General features: G+C 49.8%; 19 protein-coding genes and 2 other annotated features. Of the genes, 12 read left to right on the forward strand and 7 right to left on the reverse strand.

All coding sequences use genetic code 11. From position 1 onward, the window contains the following. Positions 1-227 precede the first annotated feature (227 nt). Positions 228-887, forward strand: coding sequence for a CBS domain-containing protein (locus tag NYR52_RS03965; protein WP_259436344.1), 660 nt, complete (start codon positions 228-230; stop codon positions 885-887). A gap of 243 nt (positions 888-1,130) precedes the next feature. On the opposite strand, the gene NYR52_RS03970 is transcribed toward NYR52_RS03965, so the two are convergent. Then, on the reverse strand, positions 1,131-2,771 hold the full coding sequence (locus NYR52_RS03970) for a SulP family inorganic anion transporter (RefSeq protein ID WP_259436345.1): 1,641 nt from the start codon (positions 2,769-2,771) through the stop codon (positions 1,131-1,133). A 312-nt stretch (positions 2,772-3,083) separates the two neighbouring features. Between NYR52_RS03970 and NYR52_RS03975 the strand changes: the two genes are divergently transcribed. The 5 genes from NYR52_RS03975 to NYR52_RS03995 all read left to right on the forward strand — a co-directional run bounded on the left by NYR52_RS03975 (position 3,084) and on the right by NYR52_RS03995 (position 10,513). Beyond that, entirely contained in the window at positions 3,084-3,764 is a 681-nt protein-coding gene (locus NYR52_RS03975; protein WP_259436346.1) for a response regulator transcription factor, read from the forward strand. 2 nt (positions 3,765-3,766) lie between these two features. Further along, positions 3,767-5,170: a sensor histidine kinase gene (locus NYR52_RS03980; RefSeq protein ID WP_259436347.1), complete on the forward strand. Its 1,404-nt coding sequence runs from the start codon at positions 3,767-3,769 to the stop codon at positions 5,168-5,170. A 116-nt stretch (positions 5,171-5,286) separates the two neighbouring features. Then, positions 5,287-5,991 carry a response regulator transcription factor gene (locus tag NYR52_RS03985; protein ID WP_132219755.1) on the forward strand — a complete coding sequence of 235 codons (705 nt, stop codon included), beginning with the start codon at positions 5,287-5,289 and terminating at the stop codon, positions 5,989-5,991. After that, positions 5,988-7,316: a sensor histidine kinase gene (locus NYR52_RS03990; RefSeq protein WP_259436348.1), complete on the forward strand. Its 1,329-nt coding sequence runs from the start codon at positions 5,988-5,990 to the stop codon at positions 7,314-7,316. Before NYR52_RS03985 ends, NYR52_RS03990 begins: the two co-directional genes overlap by 4 nt. Before the next feature lie 92 nt (positions 7,317-7,408). Further along, positions 7,409-10,513 carry an MMPL family transporter gene (locus NYR52_RS03995; RefSeq protein ID WP_259436349.1) on the forward strand — a complete coding sequence of 1,035 codons (3,105 nt, stop codon included), beginning with the start codon at positions 7,409-7,411 and terminating at the stop codon, positions 10,511-10,513. A gap of 78 nt (positions 10,514-10,591) precedes the next feature. On the opposite strand, the gene NYR52_RS04000 is transcribed toward NYR52_RS03995, so the two are convergent. After that, the gene (locus NYR52_RS04000) at positions 10,592-11,899 is read right to left on the reverse strand and encodes an amidohydrolase (RefSeq protein WP_259436723.1); all 1,308 of its coding nucleotides are present in this window, start codon (positions 11,897-11,899) and stop codon (positions 10,592-10,594) included. Between the two features lie 491 nt (positions 11,900-12,390). Between NYR52_RS04000 and NYR52_RS04005 the strand changes: the two genes are divergently transcribed. Then, positions 12,391-13,017 (forward strand): Piwi domain-containing protein, encoded by a 627-nt coding sequence (locus NYR52_RS04005; RefSeq protein ID WP_259436350.1) that lies wholly within the window; start codon positions 12,391-12,393, stop codon positions 13,015-13,017. A gap of 359 nt (positions 13,018-13,376) precedes the next feature. Here the strand turns inward: NYR52_RS04005 and NYR52_RS04010 are convergent, their stop codons facing one another. Then, on the reverse strand, positions 13,377-14,609 hold the full coding sequence (locus NYR52_RS04010) for a threonine synthase (RefSeq protein WP_259436351.1): 1,233 nt from the start codon (positions 14,607-14,609) through the stop codon (positions 13,377-13,379). Between the two features lie 177 nt (positions 14,610-14,786). Continuing rightward, a complete protein-coding gene (locus NYR52_RS04015; RefSeq protein ID WP_259436352.1) occupies positions 14,787-15,593 on the reverse strand; it encodes a Cof-type HAD-IIB family hydrolase in 807 nt (268 codons plus the stop codon). A gap of 200 nt (positions 15,594-15,793) precedes the next feature. Here NYR52_RS04015 and NYR52_RS04020 point away from each other — a divergent pair, with 200 nt between their 5' ends. Beyond that, a complete protein-coding gene (locus tag NYR52_RS04020; protein WP_158283181.1) occupies positions 15,794-15,949 on the forward strand; it encodes a hypothetical protein in 156 nt (51 codons plus the stop codon). Positions 15,950-16,134: 185 nt separating this feature from the next. Next, positions 16,135-16,383: a binding site (T-box leader), on the forward strand. 64 nt (positions 16,384-16,447) lie between these two features. Further along, positions 16,448-16,695, forward strand: a binding site (T-box leader). A gap of 151 nt (positions 16,696-16,846) precedes the next feature. Then, positions 16,847-18,193 carry a branched-chain amino acid transport system II carrier protein gene (gene brnQ, locus NYR52_RS04025; protein WP_259436353.1) on the forward strand — a complete coding sequence of 449 codons (1,347 nt, stop codon included), beginning with the start codon at positions 16,847-16,849 and terminating at the stop codon, positions 18,191-18,193. Positions 18,194-18,278: 85 nt separating this feature from the next. Here brnQ and NYR52_RS04030 read toward each other — a convergent pair whose 3' ends face one another. After that, the gene (locus NYR52_RS04030; protein ID WP_132219764.1) at positions 18,279-19,136 is read right to left on the reverse strand and encodes a DUF6612 family protein; all 858 of its coding nucleotides are present in this window, start codon (positions 19,134-19,136) and stop codon (positions 18,279-18,281) included. Positions 19,137-19,400: 264 nt separating this feature from the next. Between NYR52_RS04030 and NYR52_RS04035 the strand changes: the two genes are divergently transcribed. Beyond that, on the forward strand, positions 19,401-19,721 hold the full coding sequence (locus tag NYR52_RS04035) for a hypothetical protein (RefSeq protein ID WP_132219765.1): 321 nt from the start codon (positions 19,401-19,403) through the stop codon (positions 19,719-19,721). Between the two features lie 321 nt (positions 19,722-20,042). On the opposite strand, the gene NYR52_RS04040 is transcribed toward NYR52_RS04035, so the two are convergent. After that, positions 20,043-20,663 (reverse strand): NAD(P)-dependent oxidoreductase, encoded by a 621-nt coding sequence (locus NYR52_RS04040; RefSeq protein WP_132219766.1) that lies wholly within the window; start codon positions 20,661-20,663, stop codon positions 20,043-20,045. Then, a complete protein-coding gene (locus NYR52_RS04045) occupies positions 20,660-21,430 on the reverse strand; it encodes a sporulation protein (RefSeq protein WP_132219767.1) in 771 nt (256 codons plus the stop codon). Before NYR52_RS04045 ends, NYR52_RS04040 begins: the two co-directional genes overlap by 4 nt. A 369-nt stretch (positions 21,431-21,799) precedes the next feature. On the opposite strand from NYR52_RS04045, the gene fadR reads away from it, so the two are divergent. After that, entirely contained in the window at positions 21,800-22,504 is a 705-nt protein-coding gene (gene fadR / locus NYR52_RS04050) for a fatty acid metabolism transcriptional regulator FadR (protein ID WP_375163174.1), read from the forward strand. After that, entirely contained in the window at positions 22,501-23,160 is a 660-nt protein-coding gene (locus tag NYR52_RS04055) for a sterol desaturase family protein (protein WP_132219768.1), read from the forward strand. The genes fadR and NYR52_RS04055 overlap by 4 nt, the downstream gene beginning before the upstream one ends. Positions 23,161-23,220 lie beyond the last annotated feature (60 nt).

Raw genomic sequence — 23,220 nt, forward strand, 5'->3', positions numbered from 1 at the left:
GGTTATGCTTGACCTACAGACAGATACACATTGTCGAGAAAAAAGTCTTGCAAAGATACATTCATAAAGGTATGATTTGCGTTAAATATATATGTCGCTATTTGCTGAATCTTCCCCCGTCGCGAACAGAGGTGGACCGCTTGCGCCTAGAGAGTGGGGTTTTTTTGGACCTGCTGGCCTATTTATCAGACATGTGCTAGCAAGAATCTCTGGATGTTGGGAAGTATGTGCAAGTCACCCATCCTACCAGCTTGGCCGAAGAAGGGACGGGAGAGCGACAAAGGCCCGCAGAACATGATCCTGCGGTTTTTTCATATTTAAAAGAGAACGCCTTTTTACACTATCTTGCAAAAGGGGTTACCGATATGTTTGCCAAAAACGCTTACCTATTTTCACAAGGCATTGAATCGTTGATCATTCCCAAAGAATGTGTGACTACCGTTCATCCTGAGTTGTCACTGGATCAAGCGCTGCGGGTGTTGACAAAGGAAAAGCTGAGCTCCGTTCCGGTCATCAATGATGCGGGTGAGGTGGAGGGAGTGATAAGTAAAACCAACATCTTGGATTTTGTCCAACAATTAAACCAACGCGAAGGCGATTTCTCCGGATTGAAAGAACATGCGGTAAAAGAAGCGATGAACAAAACTTGCCTAGGGATCTTGGCCAACTCCATCTTCTCGTTTGCGTTTGAAGTGTTGCTCAATCATTCCTACATACCCATTATCGATGTCAAAGGGCGTTTTTTGGGTATTTTGACCCGAAAAGTGATGATGGAGCAAGTGATTGAGTTTTTTGGGGCCGAATCGGAGATGGGTGCCAGCCTGTCGGTAAACAAAGCGAATGAGGGAAGAAAATGGAAAGTCAAACATAAGAAGTTCTTTTCGTAAATCATCATCCCCATGCATGTAAGAAAGAATGTGCAGAGAGACGTTGTTGTTAAGGAAACCCGGAGTGCGCATGGGGCGTAAACTTCGGGTTATCGCTACAAGGAGACAGACCCTTTTTTTATTTAAGATCACAATCATTTAAGGAGGATGTCATAACTCCTACCTTAAATGATTGTGATTTTTTTACCCACCAAGTATGCGATGGCCACCTTGTAAGGATGAAGAGATTGCGGAGCTTGGTACTCATCTGGCCGCTCGCTGAGGGATGTTGGCTTGTTGCTCAGCAAACCGAAGCGCGTCATCCAATTGGCTGAAAAAGTGCGCTGAACCGATTTTGCGCATCCAACCGGCGCGTTCCAGCACTTGACGGGGTTGGTCATTGAGGCCGCTGATGAGCAGGGTGTTGCCTTGCTTATGGCATTTCTCGGCCAGTTTGGCGAATATCGCTTCTCCGGTTGCGTCCAGATAGGGAACATGGTTCATGCACAAGACCAATGTTTGACGGTCGGGGAGGTCTTGAATGGATGACATGAACCGTTTTGCCGAGCCGAAGAAAAGAGGCCCTTCAACATGCACCACATGCACGTACGGGTGAGAGGACGATTTCACTTTTAACGCCGTGGGATCGGAGGTGGCCTGCGGTTGGATGATCAATGCTTTGCTCATTTTGATGACAAACAGGATGACGGACAAGCCGATGCCACCTAACACACCGAAGGTTAAATCCGTCAGTACGGTTAGCGTGAAGGTGAGCAGAAGAACGGCGGCATCCCCGGATTTGCTTTTAAGGATATGGACGAATTCGTTCCGTTCAGACATATTCCAAGCGACAAACATCAAGACAGGTGCCATGCTGGACAGTGGGATTTGAGAGGCGAGCGGCGCAAGCGCAAGCAAGACGAGCAAGACAAACAGGCTATGTATGATGCCTGAAATGGGGGATTGGGCGCCGTTTTTAATATTGGTTGCGGTGCGCGCAATGGCTCCGGTGGCTGGAATGCCCCCGAACAAAGGAGTGACCATGTTGGCGATTCCCTGACCGATCAATTCCCGATTGCTGTGATGCTTGGTGTTTCCCATGTTGTCTGCGACCAGCGCGGACAGCAGTGATTCAATTCCACCTAACATCGCGATGGCCACCGCCGGGATGAAGAGTTCTATCCCTTTTTCCAAAGTGAATGTGGGAAAGGAGAAAGTGGGCCACTCATTGGGGATGCCGCCATACACGGTGCCGATGGTGGCCACTTTACCCGGGAAAAACAGGGTGGCAACCAAGGTGGATAGGATTAATCCCACTAACGCACCGGGTAGCTTGGGAAACCACTTGGTGGTGATCAGTATCGTGATCAAACAGATGATAGCGGTGATGACGCTATATGGATTGACATGGATGAGGTTGTTGATGAGCTCTTTCATTTGCAACAGAAAGGTTGATTCCTTTTTCAATTGATGCAGGCCTAAGAATGAGGCGATCTGTCCGGAAAAGATGATGACGGCAATGCCCGTGGTGAAGCCGATGGTTACTGGACGGGGCATGTAATGGATGAGATTGCCCAGTTTGAATATCCCCATGCATATGAGTATTGCCCCAGCCATAAATCCGGCGATCAACAAGCTCTCATATCCATGTGTGACCACGATACCCAACAGCAGCGGCACAAACGCGCCGGTCGGCCCTCCGATTTGATATTTGGAACCGCCCAACAGGGAAATGATGAAACCGGCGATGATGGTAGTGTATAAGCCGTATTCGGGACGGACGCCCGAGGCGATGGCAAATGCCAATGCCAATGGGAGTGCGACAACGCCGACAACGATGCCGGCCATGACATCTTTGTGAAAAGATTGGATCGTGTAAGCATGAAATCTTTCATCTTTGAACATGGTTATTCCTCCTTCATGAAATAATCATTCTTCATGAAATAATCATTCGGTGCACAGTAGTATTTTATAGTGCAAACACAGTGATTGGGGGGATTGTCGCTGTTTCGACAAAAAAAGAGGTCTGTGATACCATCACATCAAATCATTTTGATTATTCCGATGATTGCCGTAGCGATTTGCGGGTTTACAGGCGAAGGGCTTTGGCTTTTCGCTCCGTCATTAACATAGGGTAATGGAAAATTTTGAAGAAACGATGAAGGAGTTGAGTGGAATTGGTAGATAGTCCGTCAAGTGGTTGGGTGGGTGTGGTGAATGAAAGCGTCCGTGTTGATTGTTGATGATGAGACACGCATGCTGGAATTGCTGTCCATGATTTTGGAGCCGGAGTTCAGCGTGACCGTGACCAGTTGCAGCCGGGAGGCTTTGCGCTTGTTTCGGAGCCGCTCCTTTGACTTGTGCCTGCTGGATATCATGATGCCGGGCATGGAGGGAAGAGAGTTGTTGCGCCAATTGCGGAAAGAGCAAACGGATTTGCCCGTCATCTTTCTTTCCGCGCGTTCTGATTTGGAGGATCGGGTGGAGGGATTGGAGCTGGGGGCGGATGATTATATCACAAAGCCCTTTGAACCCATGGAGTTGGTGGCCCGCATCCACGCGGTGTTGAGACGGACGCGAAAGCGCGGCCAGAAACAAGAAGGGCTGGCAAATGGGTTACACATCGACTGGGCGAGAAGGGAAGTTTGGCATGGCGGGGAAGAGATCAAATTGACCCCGATTGAGTTTGATTTGTTGCGTACACTGGCTCAGCATCCCAAACAGGCCTTTTCCCGAGAGCAACTGTTGGAGAAAGTGTGGGGGTTCGATTATTACGGCGACGCCCGCACGGTAGACACCCATATTAAAAACTTGCGCACCAAATTGCGCCAAGCGGGGCTCCGGGAGGAAGTGATACAGACAGTCTGGGGATTTGGTTATAAATGGGGTGTGATGTGAAGATGAAGCATGTCACGACCAAATGGATGGCGATGATCCTGGTCATTATGATCACCGGCCTCGGGCTGTTGGGGTTTTTGTGTTTCTTGATCATTAAGGAAGAGTACAAATTATACATGAAAACTTTTTTGGGGGATCGTTCCCGCTCTTACGCCGTTTTTCTGGCTCATGACTTTAGTCAAGACGCGCTCAGGCATGTGCTAGGGATGGAAAATGGCCCGACTACCGGCCTATGTGTCTTGACCACTGACGGGAGAAGTTGGGTCAGTGCCCCCGTTGCGATGCGGGAGCGGTTGCTCGCCTTCGCGAAGGCCGAGCGAAAAAGAGCGCGTTCAGTAGAACGATCGCTCGTTCGCTTGTTGGAGGTGGACGGGCGGGTGTACATGATGGCATCAAGCCCCATCATCAAGGATCAAACCTTGTCGGGGATGGTGGCTATGGGCGCTGAGTTGACCTTGCTGGAGAGCACGCTTCACTCTTTTAAATTCATGATTGTGCTGGCTGCCGCTGGTGTCTTGGTTATCGTCATGGGAGTGGGCATGGTCCTGTCGTGGCGGATCAGCCGTCCAATTATCGAGATGGGTAGAATCGCGGAGCAATTAGCTAAAGGCAATTACCACGTGCGCGTCCCGATCAAAGGGCAGGATGAAGTGGCCGCATTGGGCAGGCAAATGAATTTGCTGGCGGAGAGTTTGTTGTATTACCAGTCTTCTCGCAAGGAATTTTTGACCCATGTTGCCCATGAGTTGCGCACGCCTCTCACATATGTCAAAGGGTATGCAGCTCTGTTGCGGCGCGAGAACCTTCCCACGGAGGATGCCCGCCGTTTGATGGGGATTATCTATGACCAATCGGATTGGTTGGAATGTCTTGTTGAGGATTTAATTGTATTGAGCCGATTGGATGAAGGGAAGTTCGCGCTAAGTAAGCAAAGGATTGACATCGCGCCGGTGATCCGTAAAACGCTGGAGGAGATGGAGCTCTTCACTGCTGAGTGGGGAATTCGCTTGGAACGAAACCTTGAACCATCCATCCGCATCCAGGCTGATGTGAACCGCTTTCGGCAAATCATCATGAATTTGGTGGACAATGCGCTACGTTACTCCAAGCCACAAGGCAAGGTGCTGGTCGAACTGTTCAGGCAGAGGGGAGAAGCGGTGATAAAAGTGATCGATGAAGGCATCGGTATTTCCGAAGTGGAAGTGAACCGGATCTGGGAACGCTTCTACCGTGTGGAAAAGTCACGTTCGCGCAAGCATGGTGGTACGGGCTTGGGATTGCCGATTGTCAAACACCTGGTGGAGTTGCACGGGGGATCGATTGAGGTGGAGAGCCAGTTGGGGCGGGGAACCACGTTTGTCATGCGATTTCCGTTGGCCGATGCGGAAGAGGAATGCGCTTCATGACCCCTGACTGTTTGGCAGTAGGAAGGGGAGCGGGATGTGTTACTCTTAGAAAGGGGTTGCCAGTTCTGAGTACACACGAGACCCTAATCACAAACACAAAAGACAGGAGGCAATCGATGTCGGCAAAAAGTATCCTGATCGTGGATGATGACCAGGGCATTGTTCAACTATTGACCGAAGCCCTTACCTATGAACAATACCTCGTGTTCGCTGCCAGCAACGGCAGACAGGCGCTGGAATTGGTAGAACAGCAATCCATCGACTTGATCGTGATGGACATCATGATGCCGGAGATGGATGGATTAGAAGCGATCCGCCAGTTGCGACGGAAATATCACATGCCGATTATTCTGTTGAGCGCGCGCGATCGGGAGATCGACAAAGTGATCGGTCTGGAGATCGGTGCTGATGACTATGTCGCCAAACCGTTTGGGGTGCAGGAGTTGGTGGCTCGGATCAAAGCACACTTTCGCCGTTCGGAGCGGCTTAGCCAACTTCAAGGCGATGTGAGTGCCGCTGAAGTGCCGTCTCAAAGCGGATTATCCATGAATGAAAACACCTATGAGGCGTTCTTGGATGGACAGAGATTGGATCTGTCTACCAAGGAGTTTCAGATTCTCTATTTTCTTTATCAGCATCAAAATCAGGTTTTGTCGCGAGAACAAATCTACCAGCGCGTCTGGGGAGACGACGAGGGTGACATGAATACGGTCACGGTGCACATAAAAAACATCCGCAAGAAGTTGGGCGCTGGTAATGCGATGATTAAAACCATCTGGGGCGTGGGCTACAAGCTGCTGTTGCATGGTGAGGACAAATGAAACTGAAGTATAAGATTCCTTGTCTCTTTTTGGTGTTGGCCGTGGTGGTTTTTTTGTGGGTAGTAGGTTTCTTGGTTTTTTATGTACATCATGTGTTCATCCAACAAGTGGCTGACCGGACGGAAGAGGATGTTCAGGACAATATCGCAATGGTGAGACAAGTGGAAAAGCTTCACCGCCAACCGGAGGCTTTGAAGCAAGCGTTGCGTCGGATGGCCGCCGAGGAGGGCATCCGATTGGAATACCGTGGCGAGGTGGGTCGTTTCGCAGAAGGAACCCTTGCGCCCAACCGGTTCACCGTGGCTTTATCATTGCCCGTGAATGACGGCCAGAGAAAGGTGGGGGAGTTGAAGATCATCCGCCAACCGCGATTGGTTGAGTTTGGGGTGGGACGGTTAATCAATTGGACGGCGTTTGCGTTTGTTTCCATATTGGTCATTTTTCTCATCGGTATGACGATTCATTTCCATCATTTCATCACCAAACCCATTCAAAATTTGAACAAGCGCTTGTCCCAAATCCGGTTGCGGCGGCGCCCCCAACCGATTCATTATCGGCAAAACAATGAAATCGGTGATCTGTACCGCCATGTTTATGCCATGGAACAACGGTTGGATCGCGCTTATGGGGAACAGTTGCACATGATCACTTCGATTGCGCATGATTTGAAAACACCCCTGACCACTATTCAGGGGTTTTTGGAATTGTTGGCGTCTGGGGTGATCAAAGATCCGCATAAACAGGAGGAGACCATCCGGCTGTTGCAGACCAAAGCCGCCAGCATGCAAAACTTGGTGGCTGAGTTTTCAGCCTATGGCAAACATGAAGCAGACCTGATCGAGATGCAGACTTCGTTGATTCGTGCCGATGCTTTTTTCAACTCGATCGCTACTGAATATGAAGCCGAGTGCGCCGGATTGGGCATCGGCTTTCGCGCTCATCACTTGTTTACAGAGGAAACGCGCCTCGACGCCAACCCAGAATGGCTGCGCCGGGTGGTGGCCAATTTGATCAGCAATGCGGTTCGTTATGCGCAAACAGAAGATTTGATGATCCATTTTACGGGCTATATCGATGCGGGCATGGCCCAGTTTCTGATCGAAGACAACGGCGTGGGTGTGCCGCAAGCGGAGCTGCCGCATCTGTTTAACAAATTTCACACTGTCGATCGGGCCAGGCAAGCGGAAAACGGCGGTACCGGTTTGGGGTTGGCGATTTGTCGCACGATTGTGGAGCGGCATGGCGGAGAGATGGAGGCTTTTCCGGCCCGTTTGGGCGGGTTGGCGGTCAGATTTGCCATCCCGATTGCCCAGTCATCGGATTGACCCACTTTTTTTATCTTTTTTCATATTTGATTTAGATTTGATTTATTTTTCCTTGCTAAAGTGTGACCAGTGAGTCAACTCAGGAAGGAGAGATGAAAGGATTGAAGTGGGTTCTCAAACGCAAGTGGTTGTTCTTTGCGTTATGGGTGGTGGCCGCCGCTGTTCTGTTTGTGACGATGCCCTCCACTGATAAATTGGTTCGCGAAAAAGGGCAACCGCACATTGCGGATGAATTCATGTCAAGCAAGGCCGCCAAATTGCTCGCCGAGATGGATGGCGATGACCATGGCGATAAAAACGTGCAAGCGTTGATTGTATTCCATGCGGACAAACAACTGGCTTCATCGCAAATGATGGAGATTGAGCGGAAGCTGGTTGCGCTGGAAAAGAGCAAACAACTGCGGGTCACTTCCATGTTGCAGCCCTTTGGCAACAAAGAGTCGGAGGAGCAGTTGATTTCCAAAGACAAGACGACGGTAATGGCCATCGCAGAGATTGAACAGGGCGAGCGCACAGTGGCCGAATTGCGGGAACAACTCGCCAAGGCGGTGCAAGTCGAAGGCGTTCGCACCTATTTGACGGGCAATGAGTTTATCAACGAGGATTTTGCCCAAACGTCTCTCGATGGAGTGAAGAAAACGGAATTGTTGACCGTGCTGTTTATCATTACGGTATTGGTCATTATATTCCGCTCTCCGGTGACGCCTCTCATTTCACTGCTTACCGTAGGGTTGACATACCTCGTGTCGATGGCGACGGTTTCCCACTTGGTGGAGGCAGTCGACTTCCCGTTTGCCAATACGACGCAAACCTTTTTAATCTTGGTGCTGTTTGGCATCGGCACGGATTATAACATTTTGTTGTTTATGCGCTTCAAGGAAGAACTAGCCAAGCGGGACGATGTGGCGGAAGCGATTATCGCCACTTATCAAACCGCGGGCAAAACGGTGTTTTTCAGCGGGCTGGCTGTGCTGATTGGGTTTAGCATGCTCGGCTTTTCCAAGTTTAGCGTTTACCAGTCAGGAGTGGCGGTGGCCATCGGAATCGCCTTCCTGTTGCTGGCTCTATACACAGTGGTTCCGTTCTTCATGGCTGTCATGGGTCGCGCCATTTTTTGGCCCTCCCGGAAGCTGGACAGTCACGGGGAGAACGGGTTGTGGCGCAAGCTGGGCGGTTTCTCTGTCAAACGCCCCGTCATTTCCATTGTGTTGGTCGGGGTCTTGGCCGGCTCATGGTTTTTCCATGAAGGGCGCTTGTCATTTGACAGCCTGCAGGAAGTAAACCCGGATTATGATTCGGTGCGCGGCTTCCGTATCGTGGCCGATCAGTTTGGCCCGGGTCAGACCTTGCCGACAACGGTGGTTATAAAGAACGATGAACGGCTGGACTCGCCGGAAGCACTCGCTTTTCTTGACCAGCTCCATCAGAAACTGAGTCGCCTGCCCGGTGTGAAGACGGTGTATGGCCCGACGCAGCCAGGTGGGGAGCCGATCGACCAGTTCTACCTCAACGATCAAGCCAAAGGGGTGGAAAACGGGATCGGCAAATCGACCGATGGGCTGGATGCCATTTCGGCTGGACTATCCCAAGCTTCAGAAAAAATGGGTGCTGCCACCACAGGCGATTTGAATCAAGTCAGCAAATTGGTGGACGGCACAAAAGCGGCGCGGGATGGGCTGAATCAAGTGCAACAAGCGATGAAGCAGATTCAAGCCGGATTGGGCCAAGGGAGCGCCAAGCAACCAGGATTGGCCAAAGGATTGGCGCAACTGGAGAGTGGACTGAAGCAAATCTCATCCAGCAATGAAAAGTTGGTGGGTGAATACATGAAAATCTCCGGTGGGTTGGATCAATTGGCCGCCGGGGCGGACGGGTTGCGGCAGCAGGTAGCCGGGATCAAAGCATTGGCAACCCAGATCAACCAAGCCGCGGATAAATTGGACCCCAATGATCCCAATGTGCAAGAAATCAAAGAGAAAGCCAATCTCTTGTTAGCGCAGGCGAGCGGTGTGGAAGCGGGGATGAACCAATTGCAAGGTTCCCTGTCTCGCACGGCGCAAGGATTGAAAGCGGCCAATGGCGGTTTGGCAGAGATTGCCGTTGCCCAAAAACAGATGAGTTATGCGGCAAACCAAATGACGCAAGGAGCGAAACGATTGGCCAGCGGGCAGGCTCAAGCCGTTGATGCAGTGGATCAAATCGAAGATGGATTGAACGCAATCAATCAAGGCCAGAAACGCTTGGATCAAGGGTTGGGGCAATTTGCCGCCAGCATCAAGCAATTGCAGTCAGGCTTGTCTTCCAGCGCCAAAGGGGTAGAAAAAATCTCTGCTGGGCTGTCTGAAGCAAACAAGTATCTGGGCCAAGTGACTGGTTCCGGTGCGACGCGTACCTTCTTTGTTCCGGAGGAGGCCCGCAAAAACAAAGACTTCCAGAAAGCGCTCGATATGTACATGTCCAAGGACCGCCAATCGGCCAAATGGACGGTGGCGCTGGCCGAGGACCCTTATAGCGAAGAGGCGATGCAAGTGGCGAAAGCAATTGAAGAGACCGTACGCGCGACATTGAAACAATCGCCATATGAACAAGCGGAATTCGGTGTCGGCGGGGTTTCCTCCATCAACCGCGACTTGCAAGGGATGTCTGCCGAGGATTTCAGTCGCACTGTGATCTTGATGTTGGTCGGAATCGGCCTGATGCTGATTGTGCTGTTCCGCTCCTTCTGGTTGTCTCTCAGCGTAATCGCGGCCTTGGTGTTGGCTTACTTTAGTTCGCTGGCAGTGACCGAATTCGGGTTTAGTCACTTGTTCCAATACCCGGGTTTGTCGTGGACGGTGCCGTTTTTCTCCTTCATCATGATCATCGCTTTGGGTGTTGATTACAGCATCTTTGTCTTGATGCGGTATAAGGAGTATGGATTGCATCGACCCACGATTGCGATCAAGGAAGCGATGAAACACACCGGCAGTGTAGTCATCTCCGCCGCCGTTATTCTGTGTGGCACCTTTGCGGCCATGCTTCCGTCCGGGGTGGTCACTCTGTTGCAAATCGCTACCGTGGTCATCTTGGCGCTGATTTTGTTATCCGCATGGATTTTGCCACTCTTCATTCCGGCGGTTATTGCGCTCGCCGAGCGACTGGCTCAGCCCAAGGTGAATAAGAGCACCGTTTCGGAACCTGCCGGAATTGAACTGTAGATGTCAGAAGCCACTGGGCATTACTCTTTCTATGTGTGACAAGGCCACCCCCGCCTTTGGGTAGGGGTGGCCTTGTTTTTATTGCAGATGTTCCGCATAGAGCCGGTTAAGTGTCCGGCTGACGCGTTCTTCATCCAATGTTAGCAATTGCTTGTCTTTCATGAGAAACTGCCCATTTACCACATTGTCTTCTACATCTCGGCCGTTGGTGGCGTATACCAGATGCGACAACGCGTGGTTGGAGGGGGTGAAGTGGATTTTGCCGGCGGGTTGGATAGTGATAAAATCGGCGGCAAATCCAGGTTTGAGCATGCCTGTTTTCGCTAGGCCCAACCCTGTGGCCCCTTGGTGTGTGGCCATATGCAAAATGGTGTCCACTGGAATCAATTCAGGATTGCGGTGCGTTCCTTTCTGTAGCAAGGCTGCAATCCGTAGCTCTTCAAACATGTCCAGATTGTTGTTGGATGCGACGCTATCCGTGGCGATGCCGACATGGATTCCTTCCTCGAGCAAAGCCGCAACATCGGCGATCCCTGATCCCAACTTCAAGTTGGAGACGGGGTTGTGGGCGATGGTGGTGTTTGTCTCGCGCAAGATTTCTTTATCCTGCTCATCCAGTACCACACCGTGTGCGAAGACGGCCGGAGCTTGGAAGAAACCGATTTCCCGCAGATATTGCACCGGGGTCAGTCCATGTTGTGAACGGATGAGATCCACTTCATGTTCCGTTTCCGATACGTGGATATGAAGGCGTAACCCCAATTCCGCCGCCAGCTCGGCCGATTTTTGCAAGAGCTCGGTCGAACAAGCGTAAGGACTATGCGGTGCAATCATTGTGGAGACCAGTGAGTTGTCCCGCCGGATGCAGTTGGCGACGTCTCTGGCTCTGGCCAAGGTGTCGGCTTCACTGCTTCCGTCCGGGGGAGTGAACAGTGTGTAAGAAAAATATCCTCGCAATCCCGCTTGTTTGACGGTTTCATACAGTCGCATACAATCCAGACCGATCGGATTGTACATATCATTAAAGGTGGTGGTGCCGGACTTGATCATTTCAATCAGGGCCGCTTGAGCACTCACTTCAGCGATCTCATCGGTGAATTTGGATTCCAGCGGCCAGATTTTTTCGTTGAGCCAACGATGCAGACTCAAATCTTCCGCGGCGCCGCGGAGAATGTTCATGACAATGTGCACGTGGCTGTTTACCAAGCCGGGCATCACCCACTTACCTGTCCAGTCGATTTGCTCATCACATGCTTGAACGAAGGCATCGTGGTATTCACCGACATATTCGATAGTGCCGTCGTTGACGATGATACAGCCGTTTTCATATTGGGTGCACTGTTCATCCAGTGTGAAAATATTGCAATGAGTAAATGCCTTCTTCATCATGCGTACTCCTTTGTCTTAAAATGGCTTGGCAACAATGGTATGGTTTTAATTTGATATCATATATGATTTTTCTTCTGAATGAAAGAGTAATGTTTGGAAGAAGGCTTCTCTGCTTTGGATGGACACCATTGGCTTTGTCGCCGGGGGACAGCACGGTGAGGGGAGAGGACTACTAGCTTAAGTACGACTGGTGCAATAAGTGGGTGAGTGAAAGCGCCGGCCTTTTTCCGGCGAGCGCCTCATCACACGTTTCTTGTAACTTTTCGTTGATATGTTGATCAATTGCCAATAAGGGACATCTCCTTCGCTAATGCCGCTTCTTTCATGGACTCATCCTGTAGACAGAGTGATTCGTAAGCTTTGCATGCAAGATGACAGCGTTCGATCACGGCTATTAGTTGAGTCTCATTGATCGCCTTATCAGCAAGCAATTGATCAACATACCAATTTAAAAATTGAAAAGGTGTATTGATTGAACCATATTCATCATGAAATTGCTGGTGACAACCGAAGCGGGGTGTGATGGGAGATTTTTAAACTCAAAGCCATATGAAGGAAAAGAGTCGGGTGAAATCATTAGTAGAGAAACACTATCACAGATCATTAACCAAGCTATTGTTGCTTATACTAAACACTATCCTGATAAACCTTTGAAGCATATCACGTTTCATCGTGATGGAAAACCACTTCAGAAAGAAGTCGATGCTATTAGATCAATCCTACAGCAGCACGGTATTGAATTCGATTATGTCTCGATCATAAAAAATACAAATCGAAGAATGGCTTTCAGGGGTATAAATCCTAATACCAATAATGAAGAATGGATGACCTCAGAAGGACTAGTATATATGAAGGATAATTACGCATATCTGTGCAGTACTAATCCTTCTACATCTGTCGGTATGGCGGATCCTATCAAGGTGGAGAAATATGTCGGTTCAAGATCTATCGAACAAATCACTAAAGATATTTTTTATCTATCATTTATGAACATCCACTCTATGCGTAAATCTAGACTTCCAGCAACGACAAACTATGCGGATATGAGTTCAAAGTTTTACAATAAAAACTGGCTTCCTCTTTTGCCGGCAGATAACAGCCTGCCTTTTGTATAGAAATCAAGATATGTTGAAAGGGGCATGGCTAGCGCAACAAATTGGTGAGTGGAAGCGGCGGAAAAACTTTTTCCCAATGAGCGCCTCGTCACGCGTGAAGCGAATGGGAAAAAGGTTTTGGAGTCGCTTATCTATTCTTCAGACGCGCTCTAAACAAGATTGTGGAGATTGTTATGCAGAAAAATTGGATAATGCAATATCTCATACATCCTCCTTTTGAATCGCCGCTAGCGGGCAGCGATTACTTCTGTCATAAAATGTTCCATTTGCCCGCTTAGCCTGAATTTGTAATCATGTCATTCTGTTTTTAAAACCATGCTTCTCTATGATTTGGTTTGATACTGTTTTCGAAGGCTCAGTTAATCCTTGTTGTCGGTGAGGTGCGAGGAAGGGAGAAATTGGCCGGGTTGCAATATTGGCAAGTTGAGTTTGACGCTGTCCGGATATTTGATGCCAGCCCCGGTGTTGAGCACAACGACTGTCTCATTGGCGCCAATCCAACCGCTGTCGCGCAATCGTCGCGCTGCTGCAAATGCGGCCGCTCCTTCAGGGCACACGTAGGCGCCTTCCAGTCGGGCGATCCGCTTTTGTTCTTGCAGGATGGTATCATCTTCCACTGCCAATGCGCATCCCGCAGTTTGATAAATCGCTGCCAGCACCAAGAAGTCGCCAAGCGCTTTGGGGACGTTGATCCCAAACGCGACAGTGGAGGCACCGCTCCAATAAGAGGAGGTCTGCTTCTGTTCAGACCATGCTTTGACAATGGGTGCGCATCCTTCTGCTTGCACGGCGACCAAGCGCGGGAGACGATCTCCTATCCATCCCAATTCACGCAATTCCAGCAAGGCTTTGTAGATGCCGATCAATCCCACGCCGCCGCCGGTCGGATACAAAATCACGTCCGGAAGTTGCCATTCCAGTTGTTCCGCAATTTCGAAGCCCATCGTTTTTTTGCCTTCGATACGATAAGGTTCTTTGAGCGTGGAAGCGTCATACCACCCATGTTCCTTAATGCTTTGGGCGATCGTGTTGCCTGCATCGCTGATGAGTCCGTTAATCAAGGTCAGATGGGCACCGGCGATGGCGCATTCGACCTTTGCGGTGTGGGGCGCGTCCAGTGGCATCACGATATGGCACTGAATGCCGGCTTTGGCCGCATAAAGAGCCCAAGCCGCTCCGGCATTGCCGTTTGTCGGCATGGCCAACTCTTTGACGCCCAGTTCTTTGGCTCGGGATACGCCAACCGCTGCACCTCGCACTTTGAAAGTGCCGCCAGGGCTGATGCCCTCATCTTTCATGAGCAAACGAAAAATGCCCATATCATCGGCAAGTCGGGGCAAGGGGAGCAATGGTGTCATCCCTTCGCCAGACGAAACGATGTGTGTGTGATCCTGTACAGGCAACAACTCATGGTATCGCCACAAACTGTATACCCGATTGCGCAAGTCGTCCGGCCTTAATCTGTTGCGCAACTTCGTCAAATCATATTGGACGAGTAGCGGAGCTCCACAACGACATTGTTGCATGATCTGGTTGATTTCGCTTGTGCCTCCGCACTTGGAGCATGACAAGTGGGTGGCGTAACTGAACACTGGATCACCTCCGTATGAGAATGTTGTTCACATTCACACCTTATGTCACAAGTGGGCAGAGGGATTCGTGGTATGGATGGCTTTTGGTGCAAGCAACAAAAAGCCCGGCTGAAGAGCCGAGCTTTTTGTCTGTGAAGCGAGGTGTTCATCGATCATGTTTGACAAAGGGAAGTGTCACTACCACAACACTTTTTCTAAGTACTGGGCGATCCCGTCTTCTTCATTACTCGATGTGACGGCGTAGGCCACTTCTTTCAAGGCGTCGATGGCATTTCCCATGGCGACACCTTGGCCTGCATGCTGAATCATTTCCAGATCATTGTCTCCGTCGCCGAATGCAATGATGCGGTCACGAGGAATGCCGTAATAGGCGGCGATCCGTTCTATACCGACCCATTTGTTGACGCCGTGCCGGATGATTTCGATCACATGCCAAGGTGCTCCCCAACTGCGCTGTTCAATCACTTCGGCGTGTGCGTTTTGCAATTGGTGGAACAAGTCGTTCATGTTGGATTCTTGCGGTTGAATTAGGATTGAAGTGCAATCTTCCGTCAACAATTGGCTTAAATCGCCTTGATGGAGGGGACGATCGGCAATGAAAAATGAATGGTCTTTGATGATGTCTTTCTCGCGGATGTATACGTTGTCTAACAATTCAACCATGATATGGCGTACGTTGAAACGTTCACAGGTGGCAATCACTTCTTTGACAGTGGACAAAGGCAACGTTGTATGATAAGGGCCGAAGTTGGGATCGTGCGGATGGTGTACATATGCCCCGTTGAAATTGACCAAGGGAGTGTCGAGCCCCAACTCTTCATAATACGCTTTGCTAAGATGATGTGGCCGGCCTGTGGCGATGCAAACTTTGTGTCCCTCTTCGGCGGCGCGGCGCAGTGTTTGTTTCGTTTTGACGGAAACGGTTTTGTCATTTTTCAACGTGGTTCCATCTAAGTCGATCACAATTAAGTATGGTTGCTTCAATGGTTTTTCTCCCTCCTGCTATCGGCGGAAAATCTGCCTGTCTCTCTCTATCATCTCACGAAAGATGGCTGTGTTCCACACCTGAAGACTAATTGGACACACTCACGAGGCCCTTGCATATTTTGTGCGCTGGATTAAAAAGCTAAGAAAGGGTTTGATAGCGATGGGCAACATCATTTCAGTGAGAAAAGAGGGATTGGATGAATAAGGAAAAAGATTTGCAGGCTCAAGCAGAATGGACGGATGGGGAATTGGCCGATTATCCCGCCGATCATGATCCTGATACCCATGTCACGGCTGGTATTCAGGAAGCGTACAATCTTCATCCCATTGAGGAAGAGGAAAACCAATCATGACTAGGGAGTGCGGCCCATATTCGTTTTACTGGTGCATCGGTGCTCCTCGAGAAAACGTTTTTCTGCCGCTGGACCATCTCATTTGGAGATGGTTTTTCTTGTCACATTTTTATTTTGAAAAATATATTGACTATAAAAAAGAATGGAATTATAATTCGTATAACAAATCCCGGATGATTCATCTAATGCTGGCGATGACAAGGAGAGTAGGCGATCAAGGGAGTCGACAGAGAGCTGCCCCAAGGCTGGAAGGGCGGTGATGACCGATCGTTGAAGATCACCTTGGAGCTTCACCCGTGAACAGGCTGATATGCAGTAGCGGGTGACGGAGGGTCCCGTTATCAGACCGGAGTCCGACCATGGACTTACAGAGCCCGCTTTCCGTGAGGAAGACGGGGAAACTGGGTGGTACCGCGCGTTCTCACGCCCCAGCGATTGACAAGCGTTCGATCGTTGGGGCGTGAGAATTTTTTTATGATGGTAAAAAGTTCATTTGATAGATTAGCGATGACAAGGAGAGTAGACGATCAAGGGAGTCGACAGAGAGCCGCCCCAAGGCTGGAAGGGCGGTGGCGACCGATCGTTGAAGATCACCTTGGAGCTTCATCCGTGAACAGGCTGATGTGCAGTAGCGGGTGACGGTGGGTCCCGTTATCAGACCGGAGTCCGACCATGGACTCACAGAGCCCGTTTCCCGTGAGGGGGATGGGAAAGCTGGGTGGTACCGCGATTCTCCCGCCCCAGCGATCGGCATGAACGATCGTTGGGGCGGGAGAATTTTTTATGGCCCGGTTGGTTTATGCGATGAATGACAGCAGTGGGCGCTCTGTCTCGATAGTAAAACAGTGTAAACCAATATGTTTAGTAGGGAAATGCAAAATGGATTGAGGAGGTTACATGATGGAGCGATTGACGAAAAAAGAATGCTTATGGGTAAGCTTAATGGTTTTCTCTTTGTTTTTTGGCGCCGGCAACCTGATCTTTCCTCCGTTTCTGGGGCAAACGGCAGGAACGCAATTATGGCCAGCTTTGGGAGGATTCATTGTGTCGGCGGTGGGTTTGCCGATATTGGGTGTCGTGGCAGTAGCCAAGTCGGGCGGGTTGCAGTCCTTGGCCAAACGTGTTCACCCTGTCTTCGCTTTGGTCTTCACTTTGCTGGTTTATCTGTCAATCGGGCCGTTGTTGGGGATTCCGCGTAACGGAGGGTTAGCCTTTGAAATGGGGGTTTCTCCCTACCTGCCCTCGGCGTGGCCAGAAAGCGGGATGGCCTTGTTTATGTATTCATTGGTGTATTTTTCTGTTGCGTTTTGGCTGTGTTTATCCCCGGCCAAATTGAGCGACAGGCTTGGGAAGTTTCTCACTCCGCTCTTATTGTTGCTATTGGGTGTGATCTTCGTGTGCAGTCTGGTCAATCCGCTGGGTTCGTTTGGCCCACCGGTAGGCGGATATGTAACGGGCCCATTTTTCAAAGGGTTTTTAGAAGGGTATATGACGATGGATACGATTGCGGCTCTAAATTTTGGCATGGTCATCGTGATGGCTTTGAAGCAGAAGGGAGTTAAGGGTGAAAAAGCGCTCATCACCTATACGATTTATGCTGGCATATTTGCGGGAGTTTTGCTGGCAGGCATCTATGTGTTGTTGGGGTATCTGGGAGCCTCGGGTTCCAGCTTGGCAGCTGGAGCGTCCAATGGAGCTGATACGTTGACGCAAGTGGTCTTGTATCTGTTTGGCACACCAGGGATTGTATTGTTGGGCCTCGTGTTTACGCTGGCTTGCTTGTCTACATCCGTCGGCTTGATCACCTCTTGCAGTCAGTATTTTAGTTCGTTGACGCCTCGCATCTCATACAAGGGATGGGTAGCGATTCTCTCCAGTGTCAGCATGCTGTTTGCCAACTTGGGGTTGGATGGGATTTTGGCGGTTTCCGTACCGATTCTGTCTGCTGTTTATCCGATGGCGATCACGCTCATCATGCTGGCTTTAATTGACCGTTGGATTCATGGCCGCCGGATGGTGTACGTGGGAGCGATGGTGTGTGCCGGAGTGGTCAGTGTTGTTGACGCTTGTGTAAAGGCGGATTTTTTCAGCGGCCGCCTGGCAGGATGGCTCAGCCTGTTGCCTCTTTATGAGGAAGGATTGGGGTGGACGGCCCCGGCTTTGGTTGGCGCTGCCATCGGGCTGGCCTTGGCAGTGATGGTCGAAAGCCGTGCAGTGAAACGGACACGAATTAACCCATCTTAATATGAGGAAATGATAAAAAAACGGCCCTGTCTTTGTGGACAGGTGCCGTTTTTGTTTTGTGACGCACGAGAGGCCTGGCGACTCCTTACATGTCAATAGCTTTTTCTTTCACTTCGTCAGGCACTTGGATGGTTTGCGTAAACGGACCGTTATAGATGAACTCGTATTGGTCGTCGACCAGATGCTGATTGGTTTTGTCGCTGGTGCTCAAGTCGGCGTCATATTTGATTTTCAGAGTGCTTTTGATATAATTGAAGCTTTTTTCATCGATCCAGATTTTAAACTCAAACGATTTGGTTTTCACTTTGCTCATGTCGATGATGCCCGTGGTAGAGAAAACAGCCGCAGTGTAAAACTCTTTTTGGAATGGTTCGCCGGCAGTTTGGTCGACGGTTATCACATATGTACCGGACTCTTTGGTCATTTTCAAGCCCTTGCCGTCCTTGCCTGCTCCGTCCAGAATCAGTTGCAGGGTGTCATCCGGCTTTTGATAAAACTTGGCTGATATTTTGTGGTGTTTCTTCCATCCATCGCTCATCCGAGAATAGCTGATGCCTTCGGCATAATACCCCTCATCAGTTCCGGTCACATTTAAACCGTTGTCCGTCTGGTTTACCAATTGACCTTTACGGTAAGCGGTCAAAGGGGTGGTGGTGAAATCTTGGGTGCCCTCATAACTCGATACCGACTTTTTGCTGACATTGACCAATGGATTTTCTTCATTTGTTTCAGTGCGCACAGCGGTCGACTCGTACTTAACACGAATACTGTGCCCTTTCTCTTTGCGCAATTGTTGTAGCGACTTGGTGAGCACTTCCGTCGCCGTGAGCGGTTTATCAGCTGCTTCTTCGTTTTTCTTCCCTGTCAGCACACCACATCCGCTTGCAAAAATAGAGAATGGTACCATGAGTGCGAGAATAAAGGCAAATCGTTTGTTAAACATGTGCTATCTCCTCATTTTGTTAAAAATGTGGTTTGTCTTCGCTTCAAGTCTCATCGTAAGTGATGACTTAAAACGGACCCTTTTTTTATACCCGGAATACCAGAATCAACACGTCTCGATAAAAAGTAAAAATATTCAGATAACCGTAAGAGCCCTTTACGCGCTAATTGACGATGTTTCGTCAAAACTTGTCAAAACCAGAGAAAGGAACCGACAAGCAAAAGAAAGAACTGGAACAAATGTAATAGATAGGGAGGAAAGAATATGAACGCGTTAGATTATAACCCGCGAACCACTTTTATGGATTCTTTGGTGAGAGAGATGAGTTTGCAGCAAATGTACGTGAACGAATACTTTCTCAAGCATGGGCTACAAGCGAATAAAATCTATTTTGATGAAGAGGCGATGCGTTTGGTCCATCAAGCCTTGCTGAATGAATTTTTGCGCACAAATAATACGCATTTTATCACCTTGGCTCAGTATTTAGAGCACAAAAGCCATACACGAAGCTTTCTGGCGCAAATCAAACCGTGGAAACCGCACCGGGGCAACGAAGATAGCGATGTGGATCGGTATAAAGCATAGGGAAAGAATATGAAAAAGCGGAAGCTGTCATGACCCTGACACTTCCGCTTTTTCATGTTCGGTTGCCGGCTTGTGGCGCTTCTAAGAGTCTTGGTGAACCGTTTCGGTTTATCTACGCCGATTGCCCATTGATGCTGGGATTACAGACGAAGCTAAACACTGAGACGGGGAACATCCTTCTGTGCATGCAGCGCAGGGGATAATCTTTTTCAAATGGAGGGTGGATGGAGCAGGCATAATAAAACGCGCCTCTGGGTATGCAGGTACCTGAGGCGGGTTGATGCGTGCTTGGCAAGTTGTCGATGGTTTTGGAGCGGTCTGCTAGTAAGCGATGCCTACGCGGGCTTGGACGTAGGTGAGATCGTTGATTTGACGATAGACGAAGGCCCCTGTGTCAGCAAAGGAAATCCAGGTTCCGTTTTCAGGCAAATAATCGCGTTGCACCCGAACAGGTGCCGGCGATGGCTCTTCTTTCAAAGCAGTTGGACACACGATCGTCCATGCCAACGCTGTTTGGGAAAGAAGTTGATAGGCGCGGTGGTGTTCCTCGGCGGCGGAGGTGATGCGGCGCCTGGATTCGGATGATTGGTAACGCAACAGGGCGGGGTCGACTCGGCTTTGCAGAATGCCGGCCGTTCCCACTGTGATAATCCGGTTGATGTGCTCCTGTTCCATGGCTGGCACGAGCGCGCGCACGCTGTCGGTCAGGGTGGTTGTCCCGTCTGTGCCAAGGGCGCTGATGACCACCTCTGCCCCAGCGACGGCTCGGCTAATGTCTTCCGGACGCCGTGCATTCCCATGCAGGAGGGTCAGGTTTGGGTGTGAGCAAGGGATGCGATCCGGATTGCGTACGAGGGCGGTGACATGATGTCCGTCTTGCAAGGCGAGGCGAAGCACATGCCCACCTACTCGCCCGGTAGCGCCCAATAGTAACAAGTTCATGGTAATAGTCCTCTCATTGGTTGATTGTCAAGGCGTTGGGTCAGTATTTGTTGCACCTTGTCCATGGGGTCTGTCAACGTTTGATGATTGTCCACGTAAACGGCCTGGTTGGTGCCTTGATACTGCCATTCCATAGTGGTCATGTACGACTGCGTCGAACGAATGAGTTCAATATTCATGACCAAGTGCGTTTCATTCATATGAAAGTTTACCTTCAGCGCATCCAAATAACCGTGGTATTTGCCGATTGGTCGGAATTCGTATATTTGAGCGAAGGGTTGCGCTTTAAGGGTTGGGTCATATTCATTATAGATGCGATAAAGAATAAATTGGGCATCTTCGATTTGCTTTAGCAACTTCTGAACCAGCGGGTGGGGAAACACTTCAATTTTATCTGTGTCGCTAGGATCGATGGCGTGTTTGATATCCAGTCCCGTTTTCAAGTAGATGGGATAGCTTCCTGTCGACAGCGGGGTCGACAGTGGCAGTCTGATTTGGAATGGAATTTCTCTTTTCTCGTTTGGTTCGATGACAAACGGTTGAGCGAGTTGGTACTTTTCCAAGGTATGGGATGTTTTTTTGTCGTTTTTTAGATACTGAATGACAAGATAGAGATAGATATGATCGATTTGTTGGGGAACATTGCCCCCTTTGATCACGATTTTCCCTTTTACTTCTCCTCCGGCGCTGGCTTGGCTATCCGCCAATTGCGTGTCAACCGTTGCGGCACCAATTCCCAAACTGGCAAGCGGACGATATAAGACCATAGTTACTCCCCCATTCTCTGTTTCGTATCGTAGAAGGCTTAAAGCAACGCCTTTCGCATGTGCGGAGAAGCGGCACGTCCGGGCCTTGTCGCTTGCTTGCCAGCCCGATGAAAGGGTGAAGCCGCTCCCGTGTTCGCTTTTTGTTTCTTCATCATTTATTTACCCGTTTGTGAACAATTTTCTACATATATCTTAAAGGAGTTCTGGTTCTCCATTTTTCAGTTGCACAGGGATAGTTTACCATAATGGTTAATGAAAAAAGGAGATACAAATATTCTGTTATTTACATAGACAATAATTAGAATATTAAATAAAATAATAGTAATACCGCAAGTGTATGCTGGTAAGACCATGATGGGAGGCGGGAGCGTGCAGGAACTGGTAAGACCCTACCGTTCGTCGGACCGGGTGGAGAGGCAGCTGATCAAAGCGATTTTGGAGGCGGAATACCCGGCTGGCAGCCCCTTGCCGTCGGAACGGGAACTGGCGAATCGCCTTGGTGTGGGACGACCCATCGTCAGGGAAGTGATTCAGCGCTTGGAGCGGGATGGTTGGTTGGAGGTGCGTAAAGGGCAACCCGCTATTGTAAAGGATTTCTGGCAACACGGAACACTCAACACGCTTGTCAACATTGTACGCAATAGTGAGAAAATAACGGGTAAAGTCATCACCCACTTGCTGGAATTGCGAATCTCCCTGACTCCGGCATATGTCAGGGATGCAGTGGCGAATCAGCGCCCCAAAGTAGTTGCGCTTCTGTCCACATTGGAGCTGTTGGAAGATCATGCGGATGCGTTTGCGGCATTTGATTGGCATTTGCAGAAGAGTCTGGCCAGTCTGTCGCCCAATCCCATTTATGTGCTGATATTGAACAGCTTCGAGCAGGTGTACCTAAAGATGGCTCGCCTTTATTTTGCCGAGCCAGCGCGCCGGGAGGCATCGCGGCGTTATTATCACGATCTGCTGGAGGCGGCCTTGGCGCAAGAGGCGACGTCTGTGGAACAGCTGGTACGCGCAATGATGGCTCAAAGCTTAGAGGAATGGCAAAACGCCATGGCGGGGGAGAGACGATGAATGTGAAGACAGTGAAAGAGTTTTGGCTGTTTCCGGATATTTTGCTGATGGGTGTGCTCTTTGTGAGCGGCTTGATCGTGACAGCGCCGCAATTGACTTCGGTTAAAGGGTGGGGGCCATTGGGAATCGGGATGCTCACTTATGCGGCGAGCGAATATTTTATTCACCGCTTTCTTTTCCATCTGCCGCCCCCCAAACATCCAGTATTGTTGAAATGGCTCAAACGGCTTCATTATGACCATCATGCGGATCCTCATAAGCTGGATTTGTTGTTTCTACCTGCTTGGTACAGCTTGCCGTTGATCGCGATGGCCGCGGGGGTGGTCTATTCGATCACATCCAGTCTGTCGTGGACGGTGTCTTATGTGACAGGCGTGATCGGTTTTCTGCTTTATTATGAATGGTGTCACTATGTTGCTCATCGCCCTATCACGCCGCTCACTCCTTGGGGGCGGTGGATGAAAAAACTCCACTTGCGCCATCACTTCAAAAATGAGCATTACTGGTACGGGGTTACCAGCCCGGCGTTTGATTTGCTGTTAGGAACGTTTAAAAGCGAAAAGGAAGTGGGGCGAAGCGATACCGTCCGTGATCTGGAACACCATGCGCGGCAAAGGAAGGTGCAATCAGCACAGGGACGCATGGAACAGGAATAAGCCCGGGGAATTTATCAGCCAGGTTGCGGCGCTGAAGCTGGTTACTGCAGATGGACAGGT

Origin of the sequence: Laceyella sacchari, from assembly GCF_024927925.1 — a bacterium.
GTDB lineage: Bacteria > Bacillota > Bacilli > Thermoactinomycetales > Thermoactinomycetaceae > Laceyella > Laceyella sacchari.

Bases quoted from the DNA above. Each gene is read 5' to 3' on its own strand.
- NYR52_RS04045 (WP_132219767.1), bottom strand. From the start codon at position 21,430: ATGGTCTTATATCGTCCGCTTGCCAGTTTGGGAATTGGTGCCGCAACG.
- NYR52_RS03995 (WP_259436349.1), top strand. From the start codon at position 7,409: ATGAAAGGATTGAAGTGGGTTCTCAAACGCAAGTGGTTGTTCTTTGCG.
- NYR52_RS03990 (WP_259436348.1), top strand. From the start codon at position 5,988: ATGAAACTGAAGTATAAGATTCCTTGTCTCTTTTTGGTGTTGGCCGTG.
- NYR52_RS04000 (WP_259436723.1), bottom strand. From the start codon at position 11,899: ATGAAGAAGGCATTTACTCATTGCAATATTTTCACACTGGATGAACAG.
- NYR52_RS04055 (WP_132219768.1), top strand. From the start codon at position 22,501: ATGAATGTGAAGACAGTGAAAGAGTTTTGGCTGTTTCCGGATATTTTG.
- NYR52_RS04030 (WP_132219764.1), bottom strand. From the start codon at position 19,136: ATGTTTAACAAACGATTTGCCTTTATTCTCGCACTCATGGTACCATTC.
- brnQ (WP_259436353.1), top strand. From the start codon at position 16,847: ATGATGGAGCGATTGACGAAAAAAGAATGCTTATGGGTAAGCTTAATG.
- NYR52_RS03975 (WP_259436346.1), top strand. From the start codon at position 3,084: ATGAAAGCGTCCGTGTTGATTGTTGATGATGAGACACGCATGCTGGAA.
- NYR52_RS04040 (WP_132219766.1), bottom strand. From the start codon at position 20,663: ATGAACTTGTTACTATTGGGCGCTACCGGGCGAGTAGGTGGGCATGTG.
- NYR52_RS03970 (WP_259436345.1), bottom strand. From the start codon at position 2,771: ATGTTCAAAGATGAAAGATTTCATGCTTACACGATCCAATCTTTTCAC.
- NYR52_RS04020 (WP_158283181.1), top strand. From the start codon at position 15,794: ATGAATAAGGAAAAAGATTTGCAGGCTCAAGCAGAATGGACGGATGGG.
- NYR52_RS03980 (WP_259436347.1), top strand. From the start codon at position 3,767: ATGAAGCATGTCACGACCAAATGGATGGCGATGATCCTGGTCATTATG.
- NYR52_RS03985 (WP_132219755.1), top strand. From the start codon at position 5,287: ATGTCGGCAAAAAGTATCCTGATCGTGGATGATGACCAGGGCATTGTT.
- NYR52_RS04005 (WP_259436350.1), top strand. From the start codon at position 12,391: ATGAAATTGCTGGTGACAACCGAAGCGGGGTGTGATGGGAGATTTTTA.
- NYR52_RS04035 (WP_132219765.1), top strand. From the start codon at position 19,401: ATGAACGCGTTAGATTATAACCCGCGAACCACTTTTATGGATTCTTTG.